Origin of the sequence: Thalassotalea euphylliae, assembly GCF_003390395.1 — a bacterium.
GTDB classification, from domain to species: Bacteria; Pseudomonadota; Gammaproteobacteria; order Enterobacterales; family Alteromonadaceae; genus Thalassotalea_F; species Thalassotalea_F euphylliae_C.
Map to the genome: position 1 here is coordinate 1,721,538 of NZ_QUOV01000001.1, position 14,963 is coordinate 1,736,500.

General features: G+C 42.3%; 14 protein-coding genes and 1 tRNA gene. 12 read left to right on the plus strand and 3 right to left on the minus strand.

The window, feature by feature from the left end; all coding sequences use genetic code 11:
• Window positions 1-134: 134 nt before the first annotated feature.
• The 7 genes from rlmE (at window position 135) to DXX92_RS07680 (ending at window position 6,442) form a co-directional block, all read left to right on the plus strand.
• Window positions 135-764 carry a 23S rRNA (uridine(2552)-2'-O)-methyltransferase RlmE gene (gene rlmE, locus DXX92_RS07650; RefSeq protein ID WP_115999917.1) on the plus strand — a complete coding sequence of 210 codons (630 nt, stop codon included), beginning with the start codon at window positions 135-137 and terminating at the stop codon, window positions 762-764.
• Window positions 765-820: 56 nt separating this feature from the next.
• Window positions 821-2,761: an ATP-dependent zinc metalloprotease FtsH gene (ftsH, locus tag DXX92_RS07655; RefSeq protein ID WP_115999918.1), complete on the plus strand. Its 1,941-nt coding sequence runs from the start codon at window positions 821-823 to the stop codon at window positions 2,759-2,761.
• A gap of 113 nt (window positions 2,762-2,874) precedes the next feature.
• Window positions 2,875-3,741, plus strand: a complete 867-nt coding sequence (gene folP / locus DXX92_RS07660; protein WP_428977335.1) for a dihydropteroate synthase — start codon at window positions 2,875-2,877, stop codon at window positions 3,739-3,741.
• A gap of 2 nt (window positions 3,742-3,743) precedes the next feature.
• A complete protein-coding gene (glmM, locus tag DXX92_RS07665; protein ID WP_115999919.1) occupies window positions 3,744-5,081 on the plus strand; it encodes a phosphoglucosamine mutase in 1,338 nt (445 codons plus the stop codon).
• 97 nt (window positions 5,082-5,178) lie between these two features.
• Window positions 5,179-5,952, plus strand: a complete 774-nt coding sequence (gene tpiA / locus DXX92_RS07670) for a triose-phosphate isomerase (RefSeq protein WP_115999920.1) — start codon at window positions 5,179-5,181, stop codon at window positions 5,950-5,952.
• A gap of 3 nt (window positions 5,953-5,955) precedes the next feature.
• The gene (secG, locus tag DXX92_RS07675; RefSeq protein ID WP_181901801.1) at window positions 5,956-6,333 is read left to right on the plus strand and encodes a preprotein translocase subunit SecG; all 378 of its coding nucleotides are present in this window, start codon (window positions 5,956-5,958) and stop codon (window positions 6,331-6,333) included.
• A gap of 24 nt (window positions 6,334-6,357) precedes the next feature.
• A tRNA-Leu gene (locus tag DXX92_RS07680) sits at window positions 6,358-6,442 on the plus strand.
• 156 nt (window positions 6,443-6,598) lie between these two features.
• On the opposite strand, the gene DXX92_RS07685 is transcribed toward DXX92_RS07680, so the two are convergent.
• A complete protein-coding gene (locus DXX92_RS07685) occupies window positions 6,599-7,519 on the minus strand; it encodes an alpha/beta fold hydrolase (RefSeq protein ID WP_116002341.1) in 921 nt (306 codons plus the stop codon).
• Window positions 7,520-7,770: 251 nt separating this feature from the next.
• On the opposite strand from DXX92_RS07685, the gene DXX92_RS07690 reads away from it, so the two are divergent.
• Both DXX92_RS07690 and DXX92_RS07695 read left to right on the plus strand, forming a co-directional pair.
• Window positions 7,771-8,154 (plus strand): winged helix-turn-helix transcriptional regulator, encoded by a 384-nt coding sequence (locus tag DXX92_RS07690; RefSeq protein WP_115999922.1) that lies wholly within the window; start codon window positions 7,771-7,773, stop codon window positions 8,152-8,154.
• Between the two features lie 312 nt (window positions 8,155-8,466).
• On the plus strand, window positions 8,467-9,474 hold the full coding sequence (locus DXX92_RS07695) for a hypothetical protein (RefSeq protein ID WP_115999923.1): 1,008 nt from the start codon (window positions 8,467-8,469) through the stop codon (window positions 9,472-9,474).
• 218 nt (window positions 9,475-9,692) lie between these two features.
• On the opposite strand, the gene DXX92_RS07700 is transcribed toward DXX92_RS07695, so the two are convergent.
• Window positions 9,693-9,875: a DUF6435 family protein gene (locus tag DXX92_RS07700; protein WP_115999924.1), complete on the minus strand. Its 183-nt coding sequence runs from the start codon at window positions 9,873-9,875 to the stop codon at window positions 9,693-9,695.
• A 279-nt stretch (window positions 9,876-10,154) separates the two neighbouring features.
• Between DXX92_RS07700 and DXX92_RS07705 the strand changes: the two genes are divergently transcribed.
• Both DXX92_RS07705 and DXX92_RS07710 read left to right on the plus strand, forming a co-directional pair.
• On the plus strand, window positions 10,155-10,745 hold the full coding sequence (locus tag DXX92_RS07705) for a hypothetical protein (protein ID WP_115999925.1): 591 nt from the start codon (window positions 10,155-10,157) through the stop codon (window positions 10,743-10,745).
• A gap of 245 nt (window positions 10,746-10,990) precedes the next feature.
• Complete coding sequence (locus DXX92_RS07710; RefSeq protein ID WP_181901803.1) at window positions 10,991-11,479, plus strand: fasciclin domain-containing protein; 489 nt, start codon at window positions 10,991-10,993, stop codon at window positions 11,477-11,479.
• Between the two features lie 238 nt (window positions 11,480-11,717).
• On the opposite strand, the gene DXX92_RS07715 is transcribed toward DXX92_RS07710, so the two are convergent.
• Window positions 11,718-13,055: an ABC1 kinase family protein gene (locus DXX92_RS07715; RefSeq protein WP_245961426.1), complete on the minus strand. Its 1,338-nt coding sequence runs from the start codon at window positions 13,053-13,055 to the stop codon at window positions 11,718-11,720.
• Between the two features lie 278 nt (window positions 13,056-13,333).
• Between DXX92_RS07715 and DXX92_RS07720 the strand changes: the two genes are divergently transcribed.
• Window positions 13,334-14,539 (plus strand): PepSY-associated TM helix domain-containing protein, encoded by a 1,206-nt coding sequence (locus tag DXX92_RS07720; RefSeq protein ID WP_115999927.1) that lies wholly within the window; start codon window positions 13,334-13,336, stop codon window positions 14,537-14,539.
• Window positions 14,540-14,963: the final 424 nt, after the last annotated feature.

Here is a 14,963-nt window from a genome sequence, read left to right on the forward strand (position 1 = left end):
AATTTTCGTTACAGTTTGCTTGAATTCGCATATTTTACCCTTATCTAGACTGTATTACTATGTCCGCACTTTGGTTTTTGTGTACGGATTTGTGTCCTCGCACTTCAACTTAAAGTAGCAAAAAAGGTTATTTAGTGAGTAAGAAAAAACACAGTGCCAGCAGTAAGCGCTGGCTAGATGAACACTTTGATGACGAATACGTAAAAAAGGCGCAAAAGCTTGGCCTTCGCTCAAGAGCGGTATTCAAAATTGAAGAGATTAACAATAAAGACAAATTGATCAAAGCCGGTATGAAGGTCGTAGATCTTGGTGCAGCGCCCGGTGGCTGGTCTGAATACGCCGTTAAGCAGGTTGGCGATGATGGACAGGTTGTCGCGTGTGATATTTTGCCGATGGACCCGATAGCTGGCGTTGATTTCCTGCAAGGTGACTTTCGTGAAGAAGCGGTACTTGACGCCCTTTTAGAGCGCATCAACGGTAAAGACATTGATGTGGTGATGTCTGATATGGCTGCAAACTTTACAGGTAACGACGCTGCAGACTCGGCTCGCAGTATGTACTTAGTTGAGTTGGCATTAGATATGTGTCATCAAGTTTTGAAGAAAAATGGCGCTTTTGTGGTCAAAGTATTTCAGGGAGAGGGCTTTGATCAGTTTATGAAAGACGTTAAAGCCGTTTTCAAGGTAGTTAAAACTCGTAAGCCTGATTCTTCTCGTGCACGGTCAAGAGAAGTTTATCTAGTAGCTACTGGTTTTAAATTGTAGTAAATTAATGAACAGTTTGGTCGCACCATTTTTATAAACAGCAAGAGGTTGTTAAGTTGAGCGATATGGCAAAAAATCTTATTTTATGGTTGGTAATAGCCGTCGTCCTGATGTCTGTATTCCAGTCTTTTTCTCCGGGTGGTAGTAATGAACAACAGATGGACTATACCCGTTTCATTCAGGATGTTAGACAAGGTCAAGTGCGCGAAGCGAGCGTTGACCGCAACGGTGTTATCGAAGGCACCAAACGCAGTGGTGAGCAGTTTGTTACTGTAATCCCTGGCGGTTACGACCGCGACTTAATCAATGATCTTGTTAAACAAGGTGTACGTGCTAAGGGTCAGTTACCTGAAGAGCCAAGCATCTTAACCTCTATTTTCATTTCTTGGTTCCCAATGTTACTGCTGATTGGTGTATGGATTTTCTTCATGCGTCAAATGCAAGGCGGTGGCGGTAAAGGCGCAATGTCATTCGGCAAATCAAAGGCGCGCCTGTTAAGCGAAGATCAAATCAAAACCACTTTTGCTGATGTTGCCGGTTGTGACGAAGCTAAAGAAGAAGTGGCTGAGCTTGTTGATTACTTGCGCGATCCAACGAAATTCCAAAAACTGGGTGGTCGCATTCCATCAGGCATTTTGATGGTGGGTCAGCCAGGTACTGGTAAAACATTGCTTGCGAAAGCTATCGCTGGCGAAGCAAAAGTACCGTTTTTCTCAATTTCTGGTTCAGACTTTGTTGAAATGTTTGTTGGTGTGGGTGCTTCGCGTGTTCGTGACATGTTCGAGCAAGCAAAAAAATCTGCCCCTTGTATTATCTTTATTGATGAGATTGATGCCGTAGGTCGCCAACGTGGCGCAGGTCTTGGTGGTGGTCACGACGAGCGTGAGCAAACACTTAACCAAATGCTTGTAGAAATGGACGGTTTCGAAGGCAACGAAGGTGTTATCGTTATCGCGGCAACTAACCGCCCTGACGTACTAGACCCTGCATTACTTCGTCCTGGTCGTTTTGACCGTCAAGTAACGGTTGGTTTACCTGACATTCGCGGTCGTGAGCAAATTTTAAAAGTTCACATGCGTAAAGTACCTTTAGCGGATGATGTGAAAGCATCAGTTATTGCACGTGGTACACCAGGTTTCTCTGGTGCAGACTTAGCGAACCTAGTAAACGAAGCGGCACTATTTGCTGCGCGTGGTTCACGTCGCTTAGTGTCTATGGAAGAGTTTGAAAAAGCCAAAGACAAAATCTTGATGGGCGCCGAGCGCAAATCAATGGTAATGAGCGAAGACGAAAAAGAAATGACAGCTTATCACGAAGCGGGTCACGCTATCGTGGGTCGCTTAGTGCCCGAGCACGATCCAGTTTACAAGGTCAGTATCATTCCTCGCGGTCGTGCGTTAGGTGTGACTATGTACTTACCTGAGCAAGATCGCTTCAGTCACAGCAAGCAGCATTTAGAAAGCAATATTTCGTCGCTTTACGGTGGTCGTATCGCTGAAGAAATCATCTATGGTCCAGATAAAGTGTCGACCGGTGCTTCGAACGATATCGAACGTGCAACGGGCTTAGCGCGTAAAATGGTTACTCAGTGGGGCTTATCAGAGAAAATGGGTCCTATGCTATTCGCTGAAGAAGAGGGCGAAGTGTTCTTAGGTCGTACATCAGCTAAGTCAATGCACATGTCTGATGACACAGCGAAAGCGATTGACGATGAAGTAAAAGATTTCATTGATCGCAACTATCAGCGTGCTGAGCAAATTCTAAAAGATAATATGGATATCTTGCACGCGATGAAAGATGCGTTAATGCAATACGAAACTATTGATGCAAACCAAATTGATGACTTGATGGCACGCCGTGAAGTACGTGCTCCGGCTGACTTTGATGATTCTAATTCCGGTTCAAAGCCAAGCTCAGGTAGCAAGGTGGATGAAAAGGAATCGGTTGAACCTAAATCACCTGATTTAGACGAGCCGTCGGATTTACCTGCCAAGTAAATTGATCTAGTATATTGCATTGCAATTGATATAAAGCCCCGTTTATCGGGGCTTTATTTTTAGTGGCAATAAAAAGCGACTAAAGGTTAGACTTAAAATACTAATAACAATTAATGAATTTGAACGCTATGACGCCTACGCATCTATCATGTCCCAACAAGCAGCTTTCACTGGTTCATCCCCAAGTGATGGGGATATTAAATGTTACGCCAGATTCATTCTCTGATGGCGGCCGTTTTGCTAACTTCGATGATGCCTTGTTTCAAGTTGAGCAAATGATTAATGATGGCGCCGCCATTATTGATATTGGCGGTGAGTCTACACGACCCGGTGCGGCAGAAGTTTCAGTGGATGATGAGTTAGCACGGGTAATTCCTGTGCTTGACGCCATTAATCAGCGGTTTGATACCATAGTGTCGATTGATACCAGCAAAGCGCAAGTTATGAGCGAAGCAATTGCTCATGGCGCAGGCATGATTAATGACGTCAGAGCGCTTCAAAATGAAGGTTGTTTAGCTGCCGTTGCCAATAGCAACATTCCAATTTGTTTAATGCATATGCAAGGTTTACCGCGCACTATGCAAAACAATCCGCAGTACCAAGACGTGACAAAAGATATCGTCAACTTTATTCAACAGCGCATTGAAGCGTGCGAGCAAGCAGGCATTGCTAAAGAAAGGCTACTGGTTGACCCTGGCTTTGGCTTTGGCAAAACACTTGAACAAAATTATCGCTTGTTACATGAATTAAAAGCTTTCCAAGCATTGGGATTGCCAGTGCTGGTTGGGATATCACGTAAGTCGATGATCGGTAATTTGATAAATGCGGATGTTAATGAGCGATTGGCTGGTAGTTTGGCTGCTGCCATTATCAGCGCCCAACAAGGGGCTAAAATAATTCGCGTTCACGATGTTAAAGCAACCGTGGATGCACTAACTGTATTAAGGGCTGCAGAGCAGCCAGAACTGACGCGAGGATAAGTATGTCAGAACGTAAATATTTCGGCACTGATGGTGTTCGAGGCTTAGTAGGTAAAGCGCCAATTAGCCCAGATTTTGTGATGAAACTTGGCTATGCAGCGGGCAAGGTAATGGCCGCGCAAGGCACTAAGAAAGTATTAGTCGGTAAAGACACGAGAATTTCAGGCTATATGCTCGAATCTGCGCTAGAGGCTGGCTTTTCTGCTGCCGGTGTTAACATTGGCTTATTAGGCCCAATGCCGACACCGGGTATTGCTTATTTAACCAAAACATTTCGCGCCGAAGCCGGTATTGTGATCAGCGCATCACATAACCCATACTACGACAACGGCATCAAATTCTTCTCGCAAAGCGGTGAAAAGCTACCTGATGCGGTCGAGCTAGCCATAGAAGCAGAAATTGATAAGCCAATGACCTGTGTAGCGTCGGACAAACTAGGTAAAGCTACGCGTATTGATGACGCCGCTGGTCGCTATATTGAGTTTTGTAAAAGTAACTTCCCAAGTCAGTACTCACTTGCAAGCTTAAAAATAGTTGTCGATTGCGCCAATGGTGCAACGTATCACATCGCACCTAACGTATTTAAAGAGCTTGGTGCTGAAGTGATTGAAATTGCGACGAGTCCGAATGGCACTAACATCAACGACAAATGTGGTGCTACTTCAATGGGGCAAATCCAAGAAGCTGTGGTTAAACACGGCGCCGATTTAGGTATCGCACTAGATGGTGACGGCGACCGTTTGATGATGGTTGACCATACCGGTGAAGTGGTTGACGGTGATGAGTTAGTCTATGTCATCGCTACTAGCGATCTAGCGGCAGGTTCATTATCTGGCGGTGTTGTTGGCACGTTAATGAGTAATATGGGGTTAGAGCTTGCGTTAAAAGAGTTGGATGTGCCTTTTGTTCGAAGCAAAGTGGGCGACCGCTATGTGATGGAGAAGCTACTTGAAAATGGCTGGCAACTTGGTGCTGAAAATTCAGGCCATATTATCAACCTAAATCATACCTCAACAGGCGATGGTATTATTGCTGCGCTTAATGTACTTACTGCGATTTGCCGCACCGAAAAATCATTATTTGAATTGCGCCAAGGCATGACTAAGTTGCCGCAAATATTGGTGAATGTGCGCTTTGAAGGTGATAACGATCCGCTTGAATCCGCTAATGTGATTGCCGCAGTTGATCAAGTAAATGAACAACTTACAGGTAAAGGCCGCGTGTTATTGCGCAAGTCTGGTACAGAGCCGCTTATTCGTGTGATGGTAGAAGGGCCAGATCGCAAAGAAGTTACTCAGTTGGCAAACGATATTGCAGAACAAGTAAAATTAGCTTGTTAGGTTGAATAATCGCCAAACAGTCAACATATCGTTGGAAATACTTGTAAGTTAGCGGCAGGTTAGTTACTATCTCGCCGCTCTAAAATGGGAACCCAAGATGAAAAGACAAGCAATTGTTGCAGCCAATTGGAAAATGAATGGTAGTTTCGGTCTTGTGACTGAAATTAGTCAAGGTTTAGCTGATTTAGGCTTGTCGAATGATGTTAGTATCGTTGTTTGCCCTAGCAGCCCATTTTTAGCAGCATTAACAGATGCTTTCGAGCAAGAAAAAGCTTGTGAGCATATTAGTGTTGGTGCACAAAACGTAAGTGAATTTGAGCAAGGTGCTTACACAGGTGAAATTTCTGTGAGCATGTTGCAGGCCTGCAAAGTACAATATGTTATTGTAGGTCACTCAGAGCGTCGCAGCTTGTTTAAAGAGACAAGCACACAAGTGGCGCACAAGGTGAAAACTGCGTTAGACGCAGGGTTAGTACCTATTTTATGTATCGGTGAAAGTGAAGCAGAACGTACTGCCGAGCAAACCGAAACAGTGTTAGCAAGCCAACTTCAGCCAGTAATTGATGAAGTAGGTATTGAGCGTTTTAGCCATATTGTTGTAGCATACGAGCCTGTTTGGGCAATTGGTACAGGCAAAACAGCTTCACCAGAAATGGCACAGCAAACACACGAATTTATTCGTAAGTTTTTAGCAAATGCGAGCGAAGAAATCGCTGCGAAAACACCAATTTTATACGGTGGTAGTGTAAATGCTAAAAACTGTCAGGACTTGTTCGCACAACCTGACATTGATGGTGGCCTAATTGGCGGCGCAAGTTTAAAAGTCGAAGAATTCAAAACGATTTGTTCGGCGGCAAAAGGAACTCGTTAGATGTTGTATGAAATTTTAATTGTTATCTACTTAATTGTAGCGCTTGCATTGATTGGTTTAGTGCTAATTCAGCAAGGCAAAGGTGCAGACATGGGTGCTTCATTTGGTGCTGGTTCATCTGCTACTATTTTCGGTTCAAGCGGTTCGGGTAACTTTATGACCCGCACAACGACGTGGTTAGCAGTTGCATTCTTTGCAATCAGCCTTGTTTTAGGTAACTTGACAGCTAACCGCATTAAAGCGACTGACGAGTGGAACGACTTATCAGCACCAGTTGAGCAACAAATTCCAACTGATGTCCCAGCAGCAAGCGCTGAACCTAAAAACGCTGACGTACCAGCGGCTGACGAAGACAAGAGCGACAGCGACGTACCTAACTAGGCTATTCAGCCAGAATCAAATTTCGCGGATGTGGTGGAATTGGTAGACACGCCATCTTGAGGGGGTGGTGCTTAACAGCGTGCGGGTTCAAGTCCCGCCATCCGCACCAATTAAAATTAAAGGGCTGCAGCAATGCAGCCCTTTTTTATTGCCTGTCATTTGTGGAGTTCACCCTCTTTCTGTCATCTAATACAGTAGTCAAAAATCACTGAAATTAGGCACAAAAAAGCCGCCTAGAGGCGGCGATAGCTTAATCTAGCGAATATTATTTTAATTGGTGCTCGCCAAGGCACCAGTCCTTAATTAACTCAACATATTCATCACCTGCATCTTCGGCTGAAAAATGTGAAGCATTTTCAAATATCTTCACTTTATTATTAGGGAGTTGCGAGCTTAAGTATTCGGCGTTGCTTGCTAGCACAAAGGGATCGTGCTTGCCCCATGTGATTAATGTCGGGGTTTGAATTTTTGTAAGGTTCTCTTCAATCCATGGCAAATCACGCTGGTAAGAGCCGAAAAACGCAATCGAGTTCTGGTGCGCTTGTTCGTTATGGGTGATCTCGTAATATTCTTTAATCGCGCGCTCGTTTGGTTGGTAATGGTGATAACCGTCTTTGACCGCAGCATTAAAGTTAGTTTTCATAATGGCTTTTTTGTTTAAACCTGCTGCTAACCATCTGACCAGTCGATAGTTAATTACCGCCTTAAGAATGGGAGACATTGCCGGTGGATTGCTTCCAGGGCCGTCAAATATGTTAATGCTAACTAACCGTTCGGGGTAATCGATTGCGGTTGCTAAGGTAATTGGTACACCAACATCTGGCCCGACTAAATGGGCTTTATCAATATTAAAATAGTCGAACACTTCGATGATTTTAGCGCTTAGTGCTCTTGGCGACATATCTGTTTTATCGGCTGAGCTCAAGCCAAAACCTGGAATATCAAAGGCCAGTAGATTGAAGTGTTTAGCGAGTTCAGACCATGCGCTTTCCCACATACGAATACTTTGTGGAAAGCCATTAAGTAATACCAAGTTAGGTGCATTTGCTTTGATCGACTGCGCGTATCTAACCTTGTGTTTACCTATCATGGCATAACTGGGCGTAAACATATCTTTGGCAGTGGTGCTTGTGCTCGCAGTTGATGAAAAATTAGCTATTGCAGTATTAAGAAGTGCCTGAGTCATAATAGTTTCCATATTTAGTGTTGGTTACTGTTGTATACTAAGGTACGATAAATTATATTGGCTAACAAGAAGGCAGTTTTAGCTTCGCTAGTTACCTTTTGGTAACCGTATCATTGGCTGTGCTGGGTGAATTAGTTAGCAAATTATGGATTTGTGGACTAGCTGGTTTACCTAAAGCAAAAAGATAGATACAGCAATAGTCGTGAGTTAGAAAGCAAAAGAAAGTCGCAGAAAATAATAGGAAAAAATGAATGAATGCAAAAACAAAACAACAAGATCGCCGAGTCTTTGTGCAAGACGAACATTGTCCTATCCGAAATGTTGTTGCCCATATTGGTGATAAGTGGTCATTGTTAATTATTTTTAGCTTGGTGGACGGCCCAGATCGCTTCAATTCGCTGAAATCTCGTATTGAAGGTATTTCGCAGCGTATGCTAACGCAAACCCTACGCGATTTAGAGCGTGATGGATTTGTTGAGCGAACTGTTTACCCTGAGGTGCCAGTAAAAGTGGTTTATGAGTTAACCGACTTAGGCAGAGGAATTGCTAAACCGGCATGGGGGCTTGTGTCTTGGGCAAATGACCACCTACAAGATGTTTATAGTGCCCGTAAAAGTTATGACGACAGACCATAAAATATTGAACTTTGTAGTCGTTGACTTTGGCAATGCTCAGCTGTATTAGCTGAGTTTGGTAATTTGAATAAGTCTTAACTTGATCTACCAAATGCGATTATTAAATCTTAATCAAATCTGACAGTCGCATAAGTGCCAGAAGCGGACATTGGAAAAGGGTCAAATCATCGACTCTGACCGCATTGGTTCCAGGGCGCGTCACTAATGTGTCCCTGTAACAACAGCTTCTTATTACTGATAAAAAATTGACAAATTTCAATTAACTTGTTAATTTAATTGAAATTTTAATTGACTTGTTAATTAAGCTCTACTATGAAGCCTAATTTACCTTTGTTCATTCTCGTCTTGTTATTGTTCCCACCTTTTATTAACGCCAAATCAAAAGAGTGCGCCGGTGAAGAAGGCTATTATTTTGTCAACGATAGAGAATCTAATCCTAGAAAAGGCGGCTTTGTTGGCAATGGTGCCTTTGTCGATGAACGTGCCTTTATTGCGCCCAGTGCCTCAATCTGTGGTTCGGCTACCATAGAAGCGAACGTAAGAGTATTAGGTAATGCCGTAGTAAAAGACGATGCTTACATAGGCGAGTACGTGAGGATCATGGGTAACGCGATTGTTGGTGGTAGCGCTCATATTGAAGGTAAATACAAGTCGCCGGTTATCATTCGCGGCTACGCTCGAATATTGGAAGGGGAAATTACTGAAGGTAAGTATGGCTCGAATCAAAAACCTAAAGAGCTAATTGAAGCTGAAACCAAAGCGGCTAATGCAAAGAAAATAAAAACACTTGTTAAAGATATTAACCGCACCTTACAATATTTGGATGGCACACATAGGGTTAATAATAATGAATATTATCAAACGATTAACTTCCCAACTCAATTTTTCACTGACAATTGCAGCATTGAGGCAACTAACATTTCAAAATATAAATACAATTCTTGGCGTGGTGATTCCTTATACTCAGAAACAACCTATGAAGATGTGACCTACCACTTAGCCAATAGCTCCGTTGATTTAAGCATATCAACCATTTTTTTTGGAAGATATGACGCCCACTATACACAAACGTTTAACTTAAAAGTCTTTAAAAATGTGAATGCGAATGATCCCTATAAAAATTCTGAGTATAAAAAGTTTACAATGTGGACCAAAAATTTCCGACATAAAAGTACAGGTAATTATAAAGTACTTTATTGGAACCTAGATGTGGAAGGAGTAGATAAGCCGTTATCTCACACGAAAAAAGAAACATTAAAGCAAAACCTAAATGAACTTGCCAGATTATGTGAATTCAAGCTTAGTATTAAAGATAATTAAATACTACAGCATTTGAAAGTAAATTGGGACAGGTCTTACATTTTGCATACTGATGGGGGCATCAAAGACTGTTGTTCGCTCAAAGCCGTCTGTCAGTTCAGGTCATATTCTGTCAAGCACGAGTGTCAGACCAAATATGAGCTAGTACAGGTAATTGTTAGTTGAATTTGTACAGTTGAGTCGTTCGCTTTTACCAATTTTGTGTACTGAATTTTCGATTAAGCTGGCTGCTTTTCTTGTTTTAATGTTTTTATTTCACTCGCGATTTGCTCTGCCTCTGCGGTTAGCATGGCGTATGATTTCATGTCGCCATTGCGCTGCGCATGCATGGCTTGTTCAAGTTTGATTGCGTGCTGCTTAGTCAGTTTTTTAATCGGGTCGCGTTTAAAAATAGAAAACATATCAATTGGCCTCTCTTTAGTCGTCTTAGGTCGTGTTATCTCGTTATACGTCACTGCTTTATATTATCGTCAGTGTGTACACTAATATCGGGTGTTAGAGGGTACGTTGAGGTAGGCTGTAAAGATTTGTTCTTACGGTGTTTGGTGCTTGATTAGTGGCTTAATGATTTTCCCGTTTTAACCATTTATCAGTTTTAACGTTTAATCAGTTTCAACACTTAATCAGTTTCAACAATGCTTACGTAATCCTAATAAATTGAATTATTTAGGATAGTAAACATGATAAACCGCTCGATATCTTCACCATCCATAACCGCCGCTAAACGTTATGTTCTTGCGCTTGGCATTACGTTAGTTACTTTGCTAAGTGCCTGCTCTTCACCTATTGCCAATCGAACACCGATTAATGAAACTTTTCCTACCGTTACTGGCGAGAACTTAAATCAAGAGCAAGTGTTAATGCCGCGCGACTTAAGCGGCGAACATCGCCTGTTATTAATCGGCTATGTGCAAGATTCACAGTTTGATATTGATCGCTGGCTCATTGGTCTTGATATGACACAAACGCCAGTAACGGCATACGAATTACCCACCATCAAAGGCATGTTACCGCGCATGTTTGAGACCTTAATCAATAACGGTATGCGTAAAGGAATTCCAAAACAACTGTGGGGTGGGGTGATCACCGTTTATCAAGAGGCTGAAAAAATTACCCAGCTTACAGGTACTGAAAATCCAAATAATGCACGGGTTATTCTGTTAGGTCGGAAAAATGAAATTCTCTATTTCTACGATAGAGGCTTTGCTGTTGATGCGCTTAATGATCTGCGTGATGTTCTTGCTAAGAATGAGCAAACTGCACGGCAATAATTGAAGTCATATTGATATGGCATTCAGAAATAATTTGTTACGGCAAATAGTTTGTGGCGCAAGATAAAAAAGTAATCTTTGGCAAAGGCAAGCCCGTAAACATGAATAACCGCAGCGGCAACAACAAAGGGCGAGGGAAGAGTTCTTTGTTGTTAACACAATTTGTCGAAACGAAATTATTTAATCAACGGGAAATCACAATGATCACGTTACAAAAAATTTGGGTTAAAGCTGTATCTGTTGTCATGTTACTTTCTGCATTTGCGGTCTCTGCAGGTGGCTATGGCTACAAGAAAAACAAAGATATTGTTGATGTTGCTGCATCAAATCAAAGCTTCAGCACGCTTGTCGCGGCAGTCAAAGCTGCAGGATTGGTTGACACACTCAAAGGTAAAGGCCCTTACACGGTTTTTGCACCTACGAATGAAGCTTTTGCAAAATTACCAGCTGGAACAGTAGAAAGCCTACTTAAGCCAGAAAACAAAGACAAACTGATAGCAATTTTGACCTATCATGTTGTGCCAAGTAAATTTTATGCCAAGCAAGTAGTGAACATAGATGCAGCGAAAACGGTACAAGGCTCAAGCATCGACATTACTGCGATGAATGGCAAAGTGATGGTTGATAATGCTAAAGTTATCAAGACCGACATCAAAGCATCAAACGGTGTTATTCACGTTATCGATAATGTGATTATTCCAAGTGACAAAGCGACAGTGGCGAGACACCACTAGACAAACACATATGCAAATAGAGTGAGGATGAAAGCACTGGTAGTAAGGTAGTTTTAGCAAAACCAGATAACGCTTCATCCTTTGCTGCATCTAGCCGCTAAAATGAAATACATTAAAATGGCCCACTATGCGCTAATGCAACGTGGGCTTTTTATTGCCTTATGCATAAATACTTTACGGAAAGGTAATTTATGCATAGATAGTTTACGCAAAGGTAATGCGCGCAAATAAATCTAGTTTAAGCATTGTTGGCAAGTTTGGAGTAAGGCATAAACAGTGATTTAACATTTACTTTGGCGCTGAGTTTCGCCGCTAGTAAATAAATGCCTGCCAATTTGCGATGAATGAAAATGGCGTCAACAGGTGGGGTATGCCACTGATCTTGCTGTCGTTGAATATTCATCCCTTGCGTTTTAATACGTTGGGCTAAATTGCTATTGGCAAAGTCATAGCTGTTATCGCAAGTTAGTGGTTCGCTGGCAAGCTTAAAAATCGTCAAGATTTGTGCAAGGTAGTCTGCGCTAATGTCGTCGGTAAAAAAGCCAAGCTGTTTAGCTGATGCGATCATTTGCGATTCATTAACCTGCATCGCCGCATTAATGAGCGATAAATACCCTTGGCTAATATGCGAGGGTATATTTCGTGTTGCCCCAAAGTCCAATAAAGCAATTTGTTCGGTTTCTTCTTGGTATAAAAAGTTAGCGAAGTTGGGATCTGTTTGCATCAAGTTAAAATCAAATAATTCGCGAAAGAACAAGTCAATCAATTGCTCAACGGCGTTATCTCTTACAGCTTGTGGTGCGTTGCCCAATTTATCAATCGAAATTCCTTCAATAAAATTCATTGAGAGAATAGAGCCGGTGCTGAGCGACTTGAATACTTCGGGCAGACAAAACGGTTCGCTTTCTAGGTGGGTTTTATAACGGCCGATAAAACTAGCTTCTTGTCGATAATCTGCTTCAACTAAGAGCTGTTTTTTAGCTTCTGCAATCAGGCCATCAATTTGAATATGCTCAGGTAATAAACCAGAAAGCTTAAGCAAAGTCGCGACATTATCCACGTCACTTTCAATCGCTTTTGCTACCCCAGGATACTGCACTTTTACTGCTAGTTTTCGGCCATTTTCCAAATACGCGAGATGGACCTGGCCAATAGAGGCTGAGGCAAAAGGTTGAAGCTCAAAATGACTAAAATTATCGAGCCAATTATCTCCCCAATTCGCCTTTAATACCGATAAGAGTTGTTTATGTGGCATTGGTTTAGCATCGGCGCGAAGTCTGTCTAGTAATTGACTTAACTCTGGTGGCAACAGATCGCCGGCATCCATTGACAATAACTGACCCAGCTTCATTGCAGCGCCGCGCATCTGCGCTAATTTGTCCGCCAGTAAAGCAATATTTTTAGGGTGTAATACCAAGCTTTTCATTGAGGTGGATTCGCCTTGTGCCCATTGCTTAGCGCCGTCAATAAGGGTATTCGTAGCAACTTTCGCTACTAGGCCACCAATTGCCGTTAATCTGGAAAAACGTGACGTGGGTACTTTTTTAGCATTTGATTTGCGGGAAGAAGTTAACAATAAACTATTCTGTGGCCTATGGTTCGACATATAAAACTTACGCTAAATTACATGATGAAATTTACTGTTTTATACGGTTTAGCATTAAGAAGTGATCTTGCTTTTGTTGACAAAAAATTATTAGTCACACTTTCAGGTACAGAGTTAAGACGCTAAGTTAACTCATGTGAAGCTATATAAAAATAGTAATCATTATTGATTGTGTTTTCTCGCGTCACTAGAATAAACGCCTTTCTTCATTTCTCGTATTTTTCTTATATCCAAGTAAGGAGCTTCAATTGAGCAGAGCACAGTGGTTTAAAGTGCACAGTTGGGTCGGTTTTAAACTTTCGATTTTGTTAAGTTTTACGTTAGTTACTGGCACCTTGGCGGTGCTTTCACACGAGCTCGATTGGCTAACTAATCCTGCAATGCGTGTTGACTCCGACACGGTAAAAACAATGGAATGGACGAGAATCTATCAATCAGCGATAACACAGCAACCGAATAAACACTTGTTACATATTCGTGCCCCAATTGACCCATGGTTTGCTGCTGAAGTGGTTTTTTTTAGCCAAGACAAGATCAGGCATCGCATGTTTTTTCATCCGACTACGGGTGAGTACTTAGGTGATGGGCGCTGGTATAACTGGCAGCGTTTTTTGCGTATGAGCCATCGCCACTTAATGGTGCCCACTAAAGTTGGCGTGACCATAGTCGGCGCATTGGGCTTTTTATTGGCAATTGCATTAATAACAAGTTTGGTGGTTTATCGCAAATGGTGGACAGGTTTTTTCCGAATGCCGCGGCGCAGTCATCGCAAGCTGTTCTGGGCAGATGTTCATCGCTTGGCTGGTGTTTGGAGTATTTGGTTTATCGCTGTGATTGCCATCACGGGTATTTGGTACTTTGCTGAAGTGTGGGGGCTGCGCGCGCAATATCCCGACCGTGGTAAAGCGTTATCTGAACAAGCACTAGATGCCAAAGTACTGCCTTCTGTAGCAGTATTTTCCGAGATGATGGCAAGTGCCAAAACCTTGTACCCAGAGCTAGCTGTAGAGCGCGTGTTCTTTCCACAGCGCAATGGCAATGGCGTGCAATTGCAAGGGCAGGGGAAAGCACTTCTCGTTAGAGCTCGCGCCAATATGCTTAGCTTTGATCCCATGTCAGGGGCACTGTTAGCTAAAAATAAAGGAGAAGACTTATCAATACATGCCCGCATCTCCGAGGCAGCAGACCCCTTGCATTTTGGTACCTTTGCGGGTTTACCATCTAAACTAGTATATTTTGTGTTTGGCATTGTACTCAGCACATTAGCGATTACAGGTACGTATATTTACGGTATGCGTATCGCCAGAGTTGGAAAGCACGAGCCTAAAGTGCGCCGCCAGTTTTGGTTAGCTGCAACTCGCACTATGACATGGGGAAAGTGGTTTTCCTTAACAGCAATAACAATCTGTCTAGTGATCACAGTGTTATTGTTCGGTGGCTTTGTTAATGAATAATTCTTTGCGGGTTGAATGCTCGGTGCCTTGCTCGTTACAGATAGAACTTTTTAACAGCACTTAATGCGGCACAGCGTTTGTGTCGTTGATTAATAGATGTACTTATCTGGCTTTATTTCCTTATTCTTTATTCTCTTTGCACAGCTCGACTCAATATTATCTTTGCACAGTTTAACTCAACCCAATTCAACCGAATTCAATCCAGTCGATTTATTTACACTCATCAATATTAAGTGATGAGCTCACTTGTTTAGCGACAATTTTATTCCATTCATTAGAATCAGTTACGACTACAATCAATTATCACTTCAACCACTAAAAGCGTTTACATTGTATTTACAATCAAAATGCAAATCATTATCATTAGCTTGCGATTGAGTGAGCTACTTGTCTGTCTGGCAGTTGTGTTAAGGGAACAACCGCT

Bases quoted from the DNA above. Each gene is read 5' to 3' on its own strand.
- folP (WP_428977335.1), top strand. From the start codon at position 2,875: ATGAATTTGAACGCTATGACGCCTACGCATCTATCATGTCCCAACAAG.
- glmM (WP_115999919.1), top strand. From the start codon at position 3,744: ATGTCAGAACGTAAATATTTCGGCACTGATGGTGTTCGAGGCTTAGTA.
- tpiA (WP_115999920.1), top strand. From the start codon at position 5,179: ATGAAAAGACAAGCAATTGTTGCAGCCAATTGGAAAATGAATGGTAGT.
- DXX92_RS07685 (WP_116002341.1), bottom strand. From the start codon at position 7,519: ATGACTCAGGCACTTCTTAATACTGCAATAGCTAATTTTTCATCAACT.
- DXX92_RS07690 (WP_115999922.1), top strand. From the start codon at position 7,771: ATGAATGCAAAAACAAAACAACAAGATCGCCGAGTCTTTGTGCAAGAC.
- DXX92_RS07695 (WP_115999923.1), top strand. From the start codon at position 8,467: ATGAAGCCTAATTTACCTTTGTTCATTCTCGTCTTGTTATTGTTCCCA.
- DXX92_RS07700 (WP_115999924.1), bottom strand. From the start codon at position 9,875: ATGTTTTCTATTTTTAAACGCGACCCGATTAAAAAACTGACTAAGCAG.
- DXX92_RS07705 (WP_115999925.1), top strand. From the start codon at position 10,155: ATGATAAACCGCTCGATATCTTCACCATCCATAACCGCCGCTAAACGT.
- DXX92_RS07710 (WP_181901803.1), top strand. From the start codon at position 10,991: ATGTTACTTTCTGCATTTGCGGTCTCTGCAGGTGGCTATGGCTACAAG.